This is a genomic window from Bacillus sp. NPDC094077 (assembly GCF_050279465.1).
Taxonomy (GTDB): Bacteria; Bacillota; Bacilli; order Bacillales; family Bacillaceae_G; genus Bacillus_A.
In genome coordinates this window covers 413359-430585 of sequence record NZ_JBNNUF010000001.1, presented here as the reverse complement: position 1 = coordinate 430585, position 17227 = coordinate 413359, and the positions used below count along the sequence as shown (strand labels likewise).

The 17227-nt window shown below is 37.5% G+C and carries 15 protein-coding genes and 1 pseudogene; 13 read left to right on the top strand and 3 right to left on the bottom strand.

Going from position 1 to position 17227, the window contains the following annotated elements:
• The first annotated feature begins 6 nt into the window (after positions 1-6).
• From lspA to pyrE, 12 genes are all read left to right on the top strand, one after another.
• The gene (gene lspA / locus ACQKNR_RS02085; RefSeq protein ID WP_000642177.1) at positions 7-465 is read left to right on the top strand and encodes a lipoprotein signal peptidase LspA; all 459 of its coding nucleotides are present in this window, start codon (positions 7-9) and stop codon (positions 463-465) included.
• Between the two features lie 4 nt (positions 466-469).
• A complete protein-coding gene (locus ACQKNR_RS02080; RefSeq protein ID WP_427315010.1) occupies positions 470-1378 on the top strand; it encodes an RluA family pseudouridine synthase in 909 nt (302 codons plus the stop codon).
• 204 nt (positions 1379-1582) lie between these two features.
• Positions 1583-2125: a bifunctional pyrimidine operon transcriptional regulator/uracil phosphoribosyltransferase gene (gene pyrR, locus ACQKNR_RS02075; protein ID WP_001156487.1), complete on the top strand. Its 543-nt coding sequence runs from the start codon at positions 1583-1585 to the stop codon at positions 2123-2125.
• 146 nt (positions 2126-2271) lie between these two features.
• Complete coding sequence (gene uraA, locus ACQKNR_RS02070) at positions 2272-3555, top strand: uracil permease (RefSeq protein ID WP_427315007.1); 1284 nt, start codon at positions 2272-2274, stop codon at positions 3553-3555.
• Between the two features lie 148 nt (positions 3556-3703).
• Positions 3704-4618 carry an aspartate carbamoyltransferase gene (gene pyrB / locus ACQKNR_RS02065; protein ID WP_427315005.1) on the top strand — a complete coding sequence of 305 codons (915 nt, stop codon included), beginning with the start codon at positions 3704-3706 and terminating at the stop codon, positions 4616-4618.
• Entirely contained in the window at positions 4602-5888 is a 1287-nt protein-coding gene (gene pyrC, locus ACQKNR_RS02060) for a dihydroorotase (RefSeq protein WP_427315004.1), read from the top strand. The genes pyrB and pyrC overlap by 17 nt, the downstream gene beginning before the upstream one ends.
• The gene (locus ACQKNR_RS02055) at positions 5885-6982 is read left to right on the top strand and encodes a carbamoyl phosphate synthase small subunit (RefSeq protein ID WP_427315002.1); all 1098 of its coding nucleotides are present in this window, start codon (positions 5885-5887) and stop codon (positions 6980-6982) included. Before pyrC ends, ACQKNR_RS02055 begins: the two co-directional genes overlap by 4 nt.
• Complete coding sequence (gene carB / locus ACQKNR_RS02050; protein WP_427315000.1) at positions 6967-10185, top strand: carbamoyl-phosphate synthase large subunit; 3219 nt, start codon at positions 6967-6969, stop codon at positions 10183-10185. The genes ACQKNR_RS02055 and carB overlap by 16 nt, the downstream gene beginning before the upstream one ends.
• Positions 10182-10961, top strand: coding sequence for a dihydroorotate oxidase B electron transfer subunit (pyrK, locus tag ACQKNR_RS02045; RefSeq protein ID WP_427314998.1), 780 nt, complete (start codon positions 10182-10184; stop codon positions 10959-10961). Before carB ends, pyrK begins: the two co-directional genes overlap by 4 nt.
• Positions 10958-11887, top strand: a complete 930-nt coding sequence (gene pyrD, locus ACQKNR_RS02040) for a dihydroorotate oxidase B catalytic subunit (RefSeq protein ID WP_098667702.1) — start codon at positions 10958-10960, stop codon at positions 11885-11887. Before pyrK ends, pyrD begins: the two co-directional genes overlap by 4 nt.
• Positions 11872-12588, top strand: coding sequence for an orotidine-5'-phosphate decarboxylase (pyrF, locus tag ACQKNR_RS02035; RefSeq protein ID WP_088097519.1), 717 nt, complete (start codon positions 11872-11874; stop codon positions 12586-12588). Before pyrD ends, pyrF begins: the two co-directional genes overlap by 16 nt.
• Positions 12585-13217: an orotate phosphoribosyltransferase gene (pyrE, locus tag ACQKNR_RS02030; protein ID WP_427314996.1), complete on the top strand. Its 633-nt coding sequence runs from the start codon at positions 12585-12587 to the stop codon at positions 13215-13217. The genes pyrF and pyrE overlap by 4 nt, the downstream gene beginning before the upstream one ends.
• A gap of 39 nt (positions 13218-13256) precedes the next feature.
• Here the strand turns inward: pyrE and ACQKNR_RS02025 are convergent, their stop codons facing one another.
• The 3 genes from ACQKNR_RS02025 to ACQKNR_RS02015 all read right to left on the bottom strand — a co-directional run bounded on the left by ACQKNR_RS02025 (position 13257) and on the right by ACQKNR_RS02015 (position 15581).
• Complete coding sequence (locus tag ACQKNR_RS02025; RefSeq protein WP_427314995.1) at positions 13257-13934, bottom strand: HAD family hydrolase; 678 nt, start codon at positions 13932-13934, stop codon at positions 13257-13259.
• Between the two features lie 22 nt (positions 13935-13956).
• Positions 13957-14211 carry a YbeF family protein gene (locus ACQKNR_RS02020; protein ID WP_427314993.1) on the bottom strand — a complete coding sequence of 85 codons (255 nt, stop codon included), beginning with the start codon at positions 14209-14211 and terminating at the stop codon, positions 13957-13959.
• A gap of 299 nt (positions 14212-14510) precedes the next feature.
• Entirely contained in the window at positions 14511-15581 is a 1071-nt protein-coding gene (locus ACQKNR_RS02015) for a M24 family metallopeptidase (protein ID WP_427314991.1), read from the bottom strand.
• 457 nt (positions 15582-16038) lie between these two features.
• Between ACQKNR_RS02015 and ACQKNR_RS02010 the strand changes: the two are divergent.
• Positions 16039-17200, top strand: a pseudogene (locus ACQKNR_RS02010) (lysozyme inhibitor LprI family protein).
• Positions 17201-17227 lie beyond the last annotated feature (27 nt).

Here is a 17227-nt window from a genome sequence, read left to right as displayed (position 1 = left end):
ATGAAAATGATATATTATGTAATAGCGTTATTTGTCATTGCTATCGATCAAATATCGAAGTGGTTAATTGTAAAGAACATGGAATTGGGTACGAGCATTCCGATTATCGACAATGTATTATACATAACATCACATCGAAATAGAGGAGCTGCCTGGGGTATTTTAGAAAATAAAATGTGGTTCTTCTACATTATTACAGTCGTTTTTGTAGCATTTATCGTATTTTATATGAAAAAATATGCAAAAACAGACAAACTTCTAGGTATTTCGTTAGGCTTAATTTTGGGCGGAGCAATTGGTAACTTTATTGATCGTGTATTTAGACAAGAAGTAGTGGATTTCATTCACGTGTATATTTTCTCGTACAACTATCCGGTATTCAATATAGCTGATTCAGCATTATGTATTGGTGTTGTACTAATTATTATTCAAACATTATTAGAAGGCAAGAAAACGAAGGAGTAATTGAATGAGTGAAGTAGTACAAGTAACAGTTGCAGAAGAGCAAAAAAATGAGCGAATTGATAAATTCGTTGCTGGGATAAATAATGAATGGTCACGTACGCAAGTGCAGCAATGGATTAAAGATGACGTTGTGACCGTAAATGGGAAAGCGGTAAAAGGGAATTATAAAGTAAAAGAAAATGATGAAATTACAGTAACGATTCCTGAACCAGAAGAGTTAAATATTCAACCAGAAGATATGAATTTAGAAATTTATTATGAAGATGCAGATGTACTCGTTGTAAATAAGCCGCGTGGCATGGTTGTACATCCAGCACCAGGGCATACCAGTGGTACGCTTGTAAACGGTCTTATGCACCATTGTACAGATTTATCAGGTATTAACGGTGTAATGCGTCCTGGTATCGTGCATCGTATTGATAAAGATACATCTGGACTATTAATGGTTGCAAAAAATGATATGGCGCATGAATCACTTGTAAATCAACTTGTAGCAAAAACAGTAACAAGACGTTACAAAGCGATTGTACACGGTGTTATTCCGCATGATAAGGGAACTATCGATGCTCCAATTGGCCGCGATAAGAAAGAGCGTCAAAGTATGACGGTAGATGAAAATGGTAAGAACGCTGTTACTCACTTCCAAGTGTTAGAGCGATTCAAAGATTTCACGCTTGTAGAATGTCGCTTAGAAACGGGACGTACGCACCAAATTCGTGTTCATATGAAATATATTGGATATCCACTTGCAGGGGATCCAAAGTATGGTCCGAAGAAAACGTTAGATATGAATGGACAAGCACTTCACGCAGGTATTTTAGGTTTCGATCATCCTCGTACTGGTGAATATATTGAGTTTGAGGCACCGATTCCAGAAGTATTTGAAGAAGCATTAAATATTTTACGAAAATAGTATTGACAAATCACAAGAAAACTGAGATACTGGCAACAGTTAAATAATGATCCTTTAACACAGCCCCGTGAGGTTGAGAAGGTAACGGTTTGAAATACTTAGGGTATGTTGTACCCTTTTTTCAAAAGTCCTCTCGCACACGCTGAGAGGACTTTTTTTATACCATTACTCTCACGCAAGAAAAATAGCTTGGAGGTGTAGAGCATGCAAGAGAAAGCTGTCGTTTTAGATGACCAAATGATTCGCCGCGCTTTAACACGAATTAGTCATGAAATCGTGGAACGAAATAAAGGTGTCGATAATTGTGTTCTTGTCGGAATTAAAACTCGTGGAATTTTTATTGCACAACGTTTGGCAGAACGAATTGGTCAAATTGAAGGAAAAGAGATAGAAGTAGGAGAGTTAGATATTACGTTATATCGTGATGATTTAACACTACAATCGAAAAATAAAGAACCACTTGTAAAAGGTTCTGATATCCCTGTGGATATTACGAAGAAAAAAGTTATTCTTGTGGATGATGTATTATATACAGGAAGAACAGTTCGAGCAGCAATGGATGCTCTTATGGATTTAGGTAGACCATCACAAATTCAACTGGCTGTTCTTGTTGATAGAGGTCATCGTGAATTACCAATTCGCGCTGATTACGTAGGAAAGAACATTCCAACATCAAGTGAAGAGCGTATCGAAGTTGATTTGCAAGAGACAGATCAACAAGATCGAGTAAGCATATACGATAAGTAAAACCCTTTTAAATGTAGTCCTGTGAGGCTGCCAAAGGGTCTTGGCTTTCATATGTCAAATTTGGCATACGAAAGTGTAGGACTCTTTGTGCACAGGCACAAAGAGTTTTTTTATTGCAAAGATTATAACTGAAGGAGGATGTAACAATGGAACAAAAGCCAGTGTTAGACATTCATGAAGTACCGAAACCGGGAAAATGGTTATTATTAAGTATACAACATTTGTTCGCGATGTTTGGATCAACAGTGCTTGTTCCGTTTTTAACAGGACTGAATCCGTCAGTAGCTTTAATATCAAGTGGATTAGGAACGCTAGCGTTTCTTCTTATAACAAAAGGTCAAGTACCAGCATATTTAGGGTCATCATTCGCCTTTATCGCACCAATTATTACAGCAAAAACAGCAGGTGGACCGGGAGCAGCAATGCTGGGTGGTTTGCTAGCGGGACTTGTGTACATCTTAATCTCAATCGGAATTAAGAAATCAGGGTCAGAGTGGATTATGAAATTACTTCCGCCAATCGTAGTTGGACCAGTCGTAATGGTAATCGGTTTAGCTTTAGCACATACAGCAGTTAACATGGCGATGAACGGTGCGGATGGCAAGTATAGCTTTACACACTTTTCAGTAGCGTTAGTAACATTAGCGATTACAATTATCTGCTCTATATTCGGAAGAGGGTTTTTCAGCATCATACCGGTGCTACTTGGCATCATCGGTGGATATATCTTCGCTTACTTCCAAGGGCTAGTAGACTTAAAGCCGGTAGCTGAGGCGAAATGGTTTATTGTACCAGATTTCACAGTACCGTTTGTAACATACACTCCGGAGTTCTCGTGGAAGATTGTGCTTTTAATGGTACCAGTTGCACTAGTAACAATTTCAGAACATATCGGACATCAAATTGTACTTGGAAATGTTATTAAAAGAGATTTAATTGAAAAACCAGGCTTACACCGTTCAATCTTCGGTGATGGTGTAGCAACATTGATCGCATCACTAATAGGTGGACCACCGAATACAACATACGGTGAAAACATCGGTGTGCTAGCAATTACGAGAGCTTACAGTGTATACTTATTCATCGGTTCAGCAGTATTCGCAATTATATTCGGGTTTATTGGTAAGATTTCCGCACTGATCCACTCCATACCAACACCAGTTATGGGTGGTGTATCAATCTTACTATTCGGTGTAATCGCATCAAGCGGATTACGCATGATGGTAGATGATAAAACAGACTTAAGTGACAAACGAAACTTAATGATTGCATCAGTAATTCTAGTAATCGGCATTGGTGGAGCGGTACTTCACGTAGGAGAATCGTTCCAAGTAGAAGGAATGGCACTAGCAGCAATTGTAGGTGTACTGTTAAATCTACTACTACCAGAAACGAAACAAACAAAACAATCTAAGCAGATTGCTTCATAAAAACAACCTTTTAATTCAGTCCTGTGAGACCGGAAAGGGTGGCTTCTTTCTTGCACCCTAGTCTCACACGGCTAGGGTATTTTTATGCAGTTATTGTTATATAAATACAAAAGTGTTATCATAAAAATCAGAAAGATGAGGGATGACGATGAGCCATTTGTTAACGATGAGTGAATTATCGGAGCAAGAAATTTCAGAAATCCTAAAAGACGCAGAAGATTTTGCGAATGGAAAAGAAGTTAAAACAACAGAGCAAACATTTGTAGCAAACTTGTTCTTTGAAAATAGTACGAGAACGAGGTTTAGCTTCGAAGTTGCTGAGAAGAGATTAGGGCTTGACGTATTAAACTTTTCAGCAGATTCATCTAGCGTACAAAAAGGAGAAACATTATACGATACGATAAGAACACTAGAATCAGTCGGAACAAAAGCGGTAGTCATCCGCCATGAACAAGATCGCTACTTCGATGAGCTGAAAGATCAAGTAAATATTCCAATCTTAAATGCTGGAGATGGATGTGGAAATCATCCAACGCAGTGCTTACTAGACCTTTTAACGATTAAACAAGAGTTTGGAAGTTTTGAAGGTTTGAAGATTGCGATAGTAGGAGATGTTCGTCATAGCCGAGTAGCTCGTTCTAATGCAGAAGCATTAACGAAACTTGGTGCAACAATTTACTTCGCAAGTCCAGAAGAGTGGAAAGATGAAGAAAACACATTTGGAACTTACAAAGACTTGGATGAACTTGTTCCAGAAGTGGATGTAATGATGTTACTTCGTGTACAACATGAACGTCATGATCATTATGAAACAGACATTATGAAAGAGTATCATGAGAAACACGGATTAACAGTAGAAAGAGAAAAGCGTATGAAAGAAGGAAGCATTATTATGCATCCAGCTCCAGTAAACCGTGATGTTGAAATTGCAAGTGAACTTGTTGAGTGTGAGCGTTCACGTATATTTAAACAAATGGAAAATGGAGTTTACGTAAGAATGGCTGTACTAAAACGCGCCTTACCAAATGTATTAGGAGGAATGAAACATGAATTATTTGTTTAAAAATGGTCGTTATATGAATGAAGAAGGAAAAATTGTAGTAACAGATCTTCTCGTACAAGACGGTAAAATTGCGAAAGTAGCAGAAAATATTACGGCAGATAATGCTGAAGTAATCGATGTGAACGGAAAGTTAATCGCGCCTGGATTAGTAGATGTACACGTACATCTTCGTGAACCAGGTGGTGAACATAAAGAAACAATTGAAACAGGCACACTAGCGGCGGCAAAAGGTGGATTCACTACAATTTGCGCAATGCCAAATACACGCCCAGTACCAGATTGCAAAGAACATATGGAAGACTTGCAAAAACGTATTAAAGAAAAAGCGCATGTTAATGTACTACCGTACGGAGCAATTACAGTACGCCAAGCAGGTTCTGAAATGACAGATTTCGAAACGTTAAAAGAACTTGGGGCATTTGCTTTCACTGATGACGGTGTAGGCGTACAAGATGCGAGCATGATGTTAACTGCTATGAAGCGTGCAGCGAAATTGAATATGGCAGTAGTTGCGCACTGTGAAGAGAATACACTTATTAATAAAGGTTGTGTACATGAAGGGAAGTTTTCTGAGAAACACGGATTAAATGGTATCCCATCTGTATGTGAATCTGTACATATTGCAAGGGATATACTGCTTGCTGAAGCGGCAGATTGCCACTATCACGTATGTCACGTAAGTACAAAAGGTTCTGTACGTGTAATCCGTGATGCAAAACGTGCTGGAATTAAAGTAACAGCAGAAGTAACACCGCATCACTTAGTGTTATGTGAAGATGATATCCCATCAGCTGATCCTAACTTTAAAATGAACCCACCGCTTCGCGGAAAAGAAGACCACGCAGCGTTAATTGAAGGGCTATTAGATGGAACGATCGATATGATCGCAACTGACCATGCACCGCATACAGCGGAAGAGAAAGCGCAAGGAATTGAAAGAGCGCCGTTTGGAATCACTGGTTTTGAAACAGCATTCCCACTTCTATATACAAACCTTGTGAAAAAGGGAGTTATTACACTAGAACAGTTAATTCAATTCTTAACAGAAAAGCCGGCTGATACATTTGGCTTAGAAGCAGGACGCCTGAAAGAAGGTAGAGCAGCTGATATTACAATCATTGATTTAGAACAAGAAGAAGAGATTGACCCAGCAACATTCTTATCAAAAGGAAAAAATACACCATTCGCAGGTTGGAAATGCCAAGGATGGCCGGTAATGACAATCGTTGGTGGTAAGATCGCATGGCAAAAGGAGAGTGCATTAGTATGAAGAGACAACTTATCTTAGAAGATGGAACAGTATTAATTGGAAAAGGTTTCGGAGGAGAAATCGAAAAGTCAGGTGAGGTTGTATTTACAACAGGAATGACTGGATATCAAGAAACATTATCTGATCCATCATATTGCGGTCAAATTGTAACATTTACGTACCCATTAATCGGAAACTACGGCATTAACCGTGATGATTTTGAATCAATTCACCCATCTGTAAATGGTTTAATCGTAAACGAAATTTGTGATCACCCATCAAACTTCCGTAATGAAATTTCGTTAAATAATTATTTAAAAGAAAGAAACATCCCAGGATTAGCGGGAATTGATACGAGAAAATTAACAAGAAAAATCCGTCAATACGGTACATTACGCGGACGTCTATGTAACATGGATGCAGATGTAGAATACATCGTGAGCCAATTAAAAGCGACAGTATTTACAGATCATGTAAAACGCGTATCAACGAAAGATCCATACCCAAGCCCAGGCCGTGGACACCGAGTTGTACTTGTAGACTTCGGAATGAAACATGGTATTTTACGAGAATTAAATAAGCGTGACTGTGATGTAATCGTTGTACCTTACAATACAACAGCAGAAGAAATTTTACGTCTAAGTCCAGATGGAATTATGTTAAGTAATGGACCTGGAGATCCAAAAGATGTACCAGAAGCAATCGAAATGTTAAAAGACATTATCGGTAAAGTTCCTTTATTCGGGATTTGCTTAGGTCATCAGTTATTCGCACTAGCATCAGGTGCAAATACAAGTAAGTTAAAATTCGGTCACCGTGGTTTAAACCATCCAGTAAAACATCTTGCAACTGGAAAAGTAGCAATTACATCTCAAAACCATGGTTACGCAGTAGAAGAAGAATCAGTTAAAAATACAGAGCTTGAAATTACACACGTTGCTTTAAATGATGGAACAGTAGAAGGTCTTCGTCATACGAAGTTCCCAGCATTTACAGTACAATATCATCCAGAAGCTTCAGCAGGACCAGAAGATGCAAATGATTTATTCGAAGATTTCTTAACAATGATTGAAAACTTCAAGAAAGAAGGGGAAGAGTTATGCCAAAACGCCTAGATATTAACACAATTTTAGTAATCGGATCAGGACCAATTGTAATTGGGCAAGCAGCGGAGTTTGACTACTCTGGTACACAAGCTTGTCAATCTCTTAAAGAGGAAGGTTACAAAGTAATCCTTGTTAACTCTAACCCAGCAACAATTATGACAGATACTGCAACAGCAGATAAAGTATATATTGAGCCATTAACATTAGAATTCGTAAGCCGTATTATCCGTAAAGAACGTCCAGATGCAATTTTACCAACATTAGGTGGTCAAACAGGATTAAACATGGCGGTTGAACTTGCAAAATCAGGCGTACTTGACGAGTGCGGGGTTGAAATTTTAGGAACAAAATTATCAGCAATCGAGCAAGCGGAAGATCGTGATTTATTCCGTACATTAATGCAGGATTTAAATGAACCAACACCACCAAGTGAAATCATTCATAACCTTGATGAGGCATATGGCTTTGTAAAAGAAATTGGCTATCCAGTAATCGTTCGACCAGCATTCACATTAGGCGGAACGGGCGGCGGTATTTGCCATAACGAGGAAGAGTTAATTGAAATCGTGACAAGTGGTTTAAAACATAGCCCAGTAACACAATGTTTATTAGAGAAAAGTATTGCTGGTTGTAAAGAAATTGAATATGAAGTAATGCGTGATTCAAATGATAACGCAATTGTAGTATGTAACATGGAAAATATCGATCCAGTTGGTGTTCACACAGGGGATTCGATTGTTGTAGCACCAAGCCAAACATTGAGTGATCGTGAATATCAAATGTTACGTAACACTTCATTACGAATTATTCGTGCACTAGGCATTGAAGGTGGATGTAACGTTCAGCTTGCGCTTGATCCATATAGCTTCCAATACTATGTGATCGAAGTAAATCCACGTGTAAGTCGTTCATCTGCACTTGCTTCTAAAGCAACTGGTTATCCAATTGCGAAATTAGCAGCGAAAATTGCAGTCGGCTTAACATTAGATGAAGTCGTAAACCCAGTAACACAAAAAACATATGCTTGTTTCGAGCCAGCATTAGACTATGTTGTTTCAAAAATTCCACGTTGGCCATTTGATAAGTTTGAATCAGCGAACAGAACACTTGGAACGCAGATGAAGGCAACTGGTGAAGTTATGTCAATTGGACGTAACTTAGAAGAATCATTATTAAAAGCGGTTCGTTCTTTAGAACTTGGTATTTATCACTTAGAGTTAGATTACTTAAAAGAGCTTGATAAAGAAACAATGAAAAAACGCATTATTAAAGCTGATGATGAGCGACTGTTTATTGTAGCAGAAGCAATTCGTCAAGGTGTAACAAAAGAAGAGATCAACGAATGGTGTGAAATGGACTTCTTCTTCTTACAAAAAGTTGAAAACATCGTAAATATGGAACGTGAAGTAAAAGAAAATGTAGGAAATATGGAAGTGTTACAATCTGCAAAAGAAATGGGCTTCAGTGACCACTATATTGCAGCAGCTTGGAATAAAACTGAGCGCGAAATTTACGATATACGTAAAGAAAATAATATGACGCCAGTATTCAAAATGGTAGATACTTGTGCGGCAGAGTTTGAATCCGCAACACCATACTATTACAGCACATATGCTGATGAGAACGAGTCAATTGTGACAGATCGTAAGAGTGTAGTTGTACTAGGATCTGGTCCAATCCGTATCGGTCAAGGTGTTGAGTTTGACTACGCAACAGTTCACTCAGTATGGGCTATTAAAGAAGCTGGATATGAAGCAATTATCATTAACAATAACCCAGAAACAGTTTCAACAGACTTCAGTATTTCTGACAAATTATACTTTGAACCATTAACGATTGAAGATGTAATGCACATCATCGATTTAGAAAAGCCAGAAGGTGTTATCGTTCAATTCGGTGGACAAACGGCAATTAACTTAGCAGCGAAATTGGAAGAACACGGTGTGAAAATTTTAGGAACATCACTTGAAGATTTAGACCGTGCAGAAGATCGTGATAAATTTGAAGCAGCGTTAACAAAGCTTGGTATCCCGCAACCAGTTGGTAAAACAGCAACGACTGTAGAACAAGCGGTAGCAATCGCTGAAGAAATTGGTTACCCAGTATTAGTAAGACCATCTTACGTACTAGGTGGACGCGCGATGGAAATCGTATATCGTCAAGAAGAACTACTGCACTACATGAAAAATGCGGTTAAAGTTCACGCGGATCACCCAGTATTAATCGACCGTTATATGGTTGGTAAAGAAATTGAAGTAGATGCAATTTCAGACGGTGAGAATGTATTCATTCCAGGTATTATGGAACATATTGAACGCGCTGGAGTTCACTCTGGGGATTCAATTGGAGTATATCCACCACAAAGCTTATCTGAAAAACTAAAAGAACAAATTATTGAACATACAATTGCACTTGGAAAAGGTTTAAACATTGTTGGATTACTAAATATCCAGTTTGTAGTATTCGAAGATCAAGTGTATGTAATTGAAGTAAATCCACGTGCGAGCCGTACAGTACCATTCTTAAGTAAAATCACAGGAGTACCGATGGCGAATGTTGCAACGAAAGTTATTTTAGGTCAAGACCTAGTAGAGCAAGGATACGGAACTGGCTATCACCCAGAAGAGAAAGAAGTGTATGTAAAAGCACCGGTATTCTCATTTGCAAAACTACGCTCAGTTGATACAACATTAGGACCTGAAATGAAATCAACAGGGGAAGTAATGGGTAAAGACTTGACGCTTGAAAAAGCATTATACAAAGGACTAGTTGCTTCTGGAATCAACATTCCAACGCACGGTTCAGTAATCATTACTGTAGCGGATAAAGATAAAGAAGAGGCGATGGAAATTGCAAAACGTTTCCACGAAATCGGCTATAACTTATTAGCAACAGCTGGAACAGCACAATCGTTAGCAGAGCAAAATATCCCAGTACAAGTTGTAAACAAAATTGATTCTGAAGAATACAACTTACTTGATATTATCCGTCAAGGAAAAGCGCAGTTTGTAATCAATACATTAACAAAAGGCAAACAACCAGCGCGTGATGGTTTCCGCATCCGACGTGAATCAGTAGAAAATGGTGTGGCTTGCTTAACATCACTTGATACAACGAGAGCAATCTTACGAGTATTAGAATCTATGACATTCTCAGCTCATTCAATGAAAGAAATTACGCAAACAAAGCGTCACGAGGTGGTACATGCATGATGCAAAAGCAAAATATGATTGTCGTTAACCAAAAAGAAATCGCAAAAAACATTTACGAATTAGTGCTTCAAGGAACGTTAGTACAGCAAATGAACGAACCAGGGCAGTTTGTACACATTAAGGTAGCAGAGGGCATTGCGCCCCTTCTGCGCCGCCCGATTAGTATTTGTAATGTAGATCAAGAGAAGAACGAATTTACAATGCTATATCGTGCAGAAGGACAAGGGACAAAAACATTAGCAACTAGAAAACAAGGTGAAATGGTAGACGTACTAGGACCACTAGGACACGGTTTTCCTGTAGAAGAAGCAGGAGCTGGACAAACGGCTTTGTTAGTAGGCGGGGGAATTGGTGTACCACCACTTTATGAACTATCACAGCGCCTTGTTGCAAAAGGTGTACGTGTGATTCACATCTTAGGTTTTCAAACGAAAGATGTTGTTTTCTATGAAGAAAAATTTGCAGAACTTGGTGATACGTACGTTGCAACAGTAGATGGTACACACGGTACAAAGGGATTTGTTACAGATGTAATTGATAATTACGGAATCGACTTTGATATTCTTTATTCATGTGGCCCGTTAGCGATGCTTCGTGCATTAGAAGGACGTTACAAAGAGAAAAAAGCCTATATTTCATTAGAAGAACGTATGGGTTGTGGTATTGGAGCTTGTTTCGCATGTGTATGCCACTTACAAGAAGATCCAAGTGGACATTCTTACAAGAAGGTGTGTAGCGACGGACCAGTATTTCCAATCGGGGAGGTTGTACTATGAACAGATTGCAAGTTGAATTACCAGGATTGTCATTAAAAAATCCAATTATACCGGCATCTGGATGCTTTGGATTTGGTCGTGAATATGCACAGTTTTACGATTTAAGTGTACTAGGATCAATCATGATTAAAGCGACGACAGAACAACCACGTTATGGAAATCCGACGCCTCGTGTTGCTGAAACGCCGGGCGGCATGTTAAATGCAATCGGACTTCAAAACCCAGGGTTAGAAAAAGTAATGAATTCTGAATTACCATGGTTAGAAAAATTTGATCTTCCAATTATTGCGAACGTTGCAGGCTCACAAGCTGAGGATTACGTAGCGGTTGCAAAGGAAATTTCTAAAGCGCCTAATGTCCATGCGCTAGAATTAAACATTTCTTGTCCAAACGTAAAAACAGGTGGTATCGCCTTTGGTACAAATCCTGAAATTGCTGCTGATTTGACGAAGCGAGTAAAAGAGGTTTCTGAAGTACCTGTATACGTGAAGTTGTCACCGAACGTGGCAAACATTGTGGAAATTGCAAAAGCGATTGAAAATGCAGGTGCAGATGGTTTAACGATGATTAATACATTGCTTGGTATGCGTCTAGATTTAAAAACAGCTAAACCGATTTTAGCAAACCGTACAGGCGGATTATCAGGTCCTGCGATTAAGCCAGTAGCAATTCGTATGGTACATGAAGTAAGTCAAGCGGTTAACATTCCAATTATCGGAATGGGTGGTATTGAAACAGCGGAAGATGTAATTGAATTCTTCTACGCTGGCGCAAGCGCAGTTGCGGTAGGTACGGCGAATTTCATTGATCCGTTCGTATGTCCGACAATTATTGAAGAGTTACCAGCATTACTAGATGAATTAGGGTTTGATCACATTTCGGAATGTCAAGGAAGGAGCTGGAAGCAAACATGTCACAGTCGCTAATCGTTGCACTGGATTTTCCAGGGAAACAAGAAGTAGAACAATTTTTACACCACTTTGAAGGGGAAGAGTTATTTGTCAAAGTTGGTATGGAGTTATTTTACAAAGAAGGCCCTGCAATTATTACGTACTTAAAAGAAAAAGGACATAAAATCTTTCTAGATTTAAAACTCCATGATATTCCGAATACAGTAAAAAGCGCTATGCGTAGCCTAGCTAGTCTAGATGTTGATATGGTAAATGTTCATGCTGCTGGGGGAAGCAGTATGATGAAAGCTGCGATTGAGGGATTAGAGGAAGGTAAGCAAGAAGGAAAAGAGAGACCGATTTGTATTGCAGTTACACAACTAACAAGCACTTCGGAAGCTATGATGAAAAAAGAGATCGGCATTGAGAAAACGTTAGAAGAAGCGGTTGCTCATTATGCAAAATTAACGAAAGAAAGTGGACTTGATGGAGTTGTTTGTTCAACACTTGAAGTTCCGAAATTACGTGAAGTATGCGGAAATGAATTTGTAACAGTAACACCGGGGATTCGTCTTGCAAGTGATGATGTAAATGACCAAGTGCGCGTAGCAACACCGAAACGTGCGAGGGAACTTGGCTCAAGTTATATCGTAGTTGGACGTAGTATTACAAAAGCAAAAAATCCGCTTGAAGCGTATAAAACAGTAAAACAACAGTGGGAAGGTGTAACAGTATGAAAAAAGAAATCGCATCGCACTTATTAGAAATTGGAGCAGTATTTTTACAACCGAATGATCCATTCACGTGGTCTTCTGGTATGAAATCACCAATTTATTGTGATAATCGTTTAACTTTGTCTTATCCAAAAGTACGTCAAGCGATTGCAGCTGGATTAGAAGAGTTAATTAAAGAACACTTCCCAACTGTAGAAGTTATTGCAGGAACAGCAACTGCTGGCATTGCGCACGCTGCATGGGTAAGCGATCGGATGGATTTACCAATGTGCTACGTACGTAGTAAAGCAAAAGGCCACGGTAAAGGGAATCAAATCGAAGGAAAAGCTGAAAAAGGTCAAAAAGTAGTAGTAGTAGAAGACTTAATTTCAACTGGTGGTAGTGCAATTACATGTGTAGAAGCACTTCGCGAAGCTGGCTGTGAAGTATTAGGAATCGTATCAATCTTCACATACGAGCTTGAAGCAGGTAAAGAAAAACTAGAAGCAGCTAACGTAGCATCATACTCTTTAAGCGACTACAGTGTATTGACTGAAGTAGCAGCAGAAAAAGGTATGATCGGACAAGCTGAAACGAAAAAATTACAAGAGTGGCGTAAAAATCCAGCTGACGAAGCTTGGATTACAGCGTAACAAAAAAAGACGACTGCGGAGGGAAACGCAGTCGTCTTTTTATATAATTGCTAAAAATTCACGTAAAGAACGTATAGTGGGCACATCGCATTTTAGCTGCGAGTGGTTCCGATTTAACCATATTCCTTGCATTCCAGCTGTTGCACTACTAATTGCATCCGTTTCTAATCGATCGCCAATATAATAGCAATCTTTCAGTTCAAGATTCGATTGCAAAACGGCCCTTTGAAAAATTGCTGGGTCTGGTTTTGATATACCAATTTCACTGGAAGTAAAAATATATTTGAAATATTGTAGAATGTTTAGAGCTGTTAATTTTTCGATTTGTTGTTCATAATCGCCGTTACTAATGATACCTAATGAAAATCCTCTTTGCTGTAAGGAGTGTAATGTATAGAGTACATCTCCAAACACAATCCAGTTTTTCTTATATAGTTCTATATATTGATTGAATCTTTGCTGAGATTCTTCAAGTGATAAATGTACTTCATACGCTTTAAATAAATGATACATTCGTAATATTTGTTGTTCATGAAAGGATAATTGATTGGCTAAAAATTTGTTGAAATATTGTTCGGATAATTCATGCCACAGTTTTGTAGCCTCTAATTTGTGTCCTGAAAAAATATCATCATACCTTTGGAAGAAATGTGAAATGCCATTTCTCTCAGCGGCGTCATAATCAAGTAGAGTTCCATCGATATCAAAGAAAATCATATTACAATCTCCTTACTAATAACTACTTATTGCTTTCTGCAACTTCATACCCTCTCACAAATAATAGAGTCATATAAGAAACGATAAATGAGAAGATGCTGTACATGCCAACCCAAAAGAAAAATTTTGGAGTAAAGGCGATAACACCCATTATTAAAAAACTAGCAAACGTTACAATCGGCATTACGTAATACGTTTTCGTTCTACGTGTTCCAATAACAGAAACGATAAAAATAAGTAATGGACAAAGAAATAAGACAAAAATCAATTCATTCATAGTCATGTCCCCTTTTCTAGTAGAAGTCATATGTTTCTTGTAAACGTTTTGAATAATTGCTCTCCTAAAATAATTTCGCTAAGTGACAAAAAACACCTTTTGAAAATCGTATCTTTTCTAAGAATAAAAAAGTAATGATAGTGAGTAAACAAAAAATATTTGCTAACGAATAGAAATAAATAAAAAAGTGTCACCTTATTCGGTGGCACTTTTTTACTTTACTGAATGAGCTTTTTGCATCTTTTTAATTAATCGAATTTGTCCACGGTGATTGATTTCATCTTCAAATACGTGAAGCTTTAACAAGGAATAACAATGAGTTCTCTATTCGCTTTTGTAATAACTTCATATCCGTCTTTAGTAATGACGATATCGTCTTCAATTCTACAACCGCCCCAGTTTGGTATGTAAATGCCCGGTTCCACTGTAACGACCATGCCTTCTTGTAAAGTAGCTTTACTTTCTTGAGATAGACGAAGAGGTTCATGTATTTCTAAACCAAGACCGTGCCCGGTAGAGTGGCCAAAATATTGACCGTATCCGTGTTCTGTAATGTAGTTTCTTGTTACATCATCGATACTTTTCGCAGTTTCTCCAGGCTTAATTGCTTCAGTTCCACGTTTTAATGCTTCTCGTACAACACTGTATATTTTTTTGAATTCTTCTGATGGCTCACCGATTGCTATAGTACGTGTTATATCGGAACAATAGCCATTGTAAAGTGCACCGAAATCTAAGGTAACGATATCGCCATGCTCGATTATTTTATTCGATGCAACTCCATGAGGAAGAGAAGAACGAACACCAGAAGCTACAATGATTTGGAATGAAGAAGATGTAGCTCCTTTTTTTCGCATGAAAAATTCTAATTCATCTCGTACATCAGTCTCACTTATGCCCGGTTTTAGAAACTGGAGAATGTGCTGAAATGCTTCGTCAGCAATAGTAGCGGCGATTTTCATTATTTCTATTTCGTGCATATCTTTAATAATACGAATGTCTTCAATAACTTCGCATACTTGCACCATGTCCGCATGCATATGTTTTTGTAAGTTTTTATATTGTTGCAATGTCATGTTGTTTTCTTCAATTCCAAGTTTTTGAATGTTTAATTTGGATACTTGATTTGCAACTTCTTCTTCTAAATTCCCTTTATGCATAATGATTTCCGCGTCTTTTATTTGTGCTTTCGCTTGATCTACATAGCGAAAGTCGGTTATGAAAATAGCTGTATCTGCAGAGATTAAGACGACGCCAGCGCTACCTGTAAAGCCTGTTGCATATTGACGGTTTTCTTTTTTAGTAATAAGTAATCCATCAATTCCGTAATTATGTAGTTGTTTTTGGATTTTATTAATTCTTAAAGTCATGTTAATTCCTCCTTTTCACAGTATTGAATAAAGCAAAAAGCGTGCCAAAATATAACTTTAGAGAAAAGTTATTGGGAATTACACATATATTTAAGGGAAGGTAAAATTCTGTTCGCTATTTGTGAGAGGGGCTACTTGAAAACTACAGATTGCTTCAATATATCAGTGAGAGAATGAAAAAACATCGACTCAAGATTAAATTTCTTTACACACTGTAAAAAAATTTATACAAATATGAAATAGCACTGTCAATTTTTTTGAAAATATCGAAGTTAGGAAAGAAAAGGATAAGCGATGTTTGGATCATATAGTTGGAAAAATAGTGAATTTACGTTTTATTTGAATATAAAATTTAATATATAAATAAATTATGATTATTGATATAATAGGTAATTGTTGGATTTCTCTCGAAGATAGGGATACGTAACGAATACGAAGGGATAAGGATTGTGAGTACATGAAGAAATTAAGTAAAGTAATGTCATTTTGCTTGGCAGCTAGTATGTTTGTTCTAGCAGGCTGTGAAAAAAGTGAAAACAAAGTACAAGTAAATAAAACAATTGAACAGCTTGATGAAGCACCAGAAGTGACAGAAAAAGAAGCGAAAAAGATTGTAAGAAAGAGTGTAGATGGAATAGCAAACTCTTTTAGTGAGATGGAAAAAGAAAATGGATGGAGCCGAAATAACCCTGGAGATTTGGACACAGCGAAAAAAGGAGTGAAAGGATTAGTTTCAGAAAAGTTTATAGAGAAGCAGCTTCCTAAGTCTCTGGATACCTTTAATAGGTCTAGAGAGACGGATATGTTACCATTTCCTATCAATATTGAACCGGAAATGAGATTAACGTATTCGCAGAAAAATGATATTTTAACGATTGAGACAATCATACCTGCAAATGATATGGGAATTTATTTTAGTTTATAAAGATGGAAAATGGTTAATGGATAAATGGTCATCACATACACCGAGAGATTTAAAACTTACAAAGGAAGAAGCTAGCGAATTTCTTAAAGTTCGAGGCTTTAAGAATACCGCTTTTGTTAAAGAGGAAAACAGTGGTGCCAAAAAATATATTTTTAAAGAAAATACTAGATTAATTGCTGTAGATGCAAAAACATCGGTTATTACATATGATTTAGATGAACAAAAACAGGAAAAGGTAGCGAAAGAAAATAGTAGTCAAGAGCAAGAAACGGTTAAGGAAAATAGTGTGAGTTCACATACCAATTCTAAAGAAGAGCAGAAGCTTACAAAAGAACCTTCATCAGCGGCAGGTAAAACTAAAGCTCTAAATGAGTTAGCCACTCTAGAAAATCAAGAAAAACATACAAATGTTATGTCAACAAATGACATAGTAAATGAAATAGAAGGAAATTATCAACTATGGGATAATAAACTAAATGAAATTTACAGTACATTAAAAAATACGATGTCAGCTGATGCATTTCAGTCTTTAAAAACAAAACAGATTGCATGGGTTAAGGAAAAAGAAAGCACAATTAAAGCAATTGCTACGGATGAAAACAATGGAACGATGAGACGTATAGAGGCCTCGGAAGAGAAATATAAGATGACAAAAGAAAGGTGTTACGAATTAGTTAATGGATATATGAACTGAAAAATATAAAAAATGCGTTGCTTACAA

Bases quoted from the DNA above. Each gene is read 5' to 3' on its own strand.
- pyrF (WP_088097519.1), top strand. From the start codon at position 11,872: ATGTCACAGTCGCTAATCGTTGCACTGGATTTTCCAGGGAAACAAGAA.
- ACQKNR_RS02020 (WP_427314993.1), bottom strand. From the start codon at position 14,211: ATGAATGAATTGATTTTTGTCTTATTTCTTTGTCCATTACTTATTTTT.
- pyrE (WP_427314996.1), top strand. From the start codon at position 12,585: ATGAAAAAAGAAATCGCATCGCACTTATTAGAAATTGGAGCAGTATTT.
- carB (WP_427315000.1), top strand. From the start codon at position 6,967: ATGCCAAAACGCCTAGATATTAACACAATTTTAGTAATCGGATCAGGA.
- ACQKNR_RS02025 (WP_427314995.1), bottom strand. From the start codon at position 13,934: ATGATTTTCTTTGATATCGATGGAACTCTACTTGATTATGACGCCGCT.
- pyrK (WP_427314998.1), top strand. From the start codon at position 10,182: ATGATGCAAAAGCAAAATATGATTGTCGTTAACCAAAAAGAAATCGCA.
- uraA (WP_427315007.1), top strand. From the start codon at position 2,272: ATGGAACAAAAGCCAGTGTTAGACATTCATGAAGTACCGAAACCGGGA.
- ACQKNR_RS02080 (WP_427315010.1), top strand. From the start codon at position 470: ATGAGTGAAGTAGTACAAGTAACAGTTGCAGAAGAGCAAAAAAATGAG.
- pyrR (WP_001156487.1), top strand. From the start codon at position 1,583: ATGCAAGAGAAAGCTGTCGTTTTAGATGACCAAATGATTCGCCGCGCT.
- pyrB (WP_427315005.1), top strand. From the start codon at position 3,704: ATGAGCCATTTGTTAACGATGAGTGAATTATCGGAGCAAGAAATTTCA.
- pyrC (WP_427315004.1), top strand. From the start codon at position 4,602: ATGAATTATTTGTTTAAAAATGGTCGTTATATGAATGAAGAAGGAAAA.
- pyrD (WP_098667702.1), top strand. From the start codon at position 10,958: ATGAACAGATTGCAAGTTGAATTACCAGGATTGTCATTAAAAAATCCA.
- ACQKNR_RS02055 (WP_427315002.1), top strand. From the start codon at position 5,885: ATGAAGAGACAACTTATCTTAGAAGATGGAACAGTATTAATTGGAAAA.
- lspA (WP_000642177.1), top strand. From the start codon at position 7: ATGATATATTATGTAATAGCGTTATTTGTCATTGCTATCGATCAAATA.
- ACQKNR_RS02015 (WP_427314991.1), bottom strand. From the start codon at position 15,581: ATGACTTTAAGAATTAATAAAATCCAAAAACAACTACATAATTACGGA.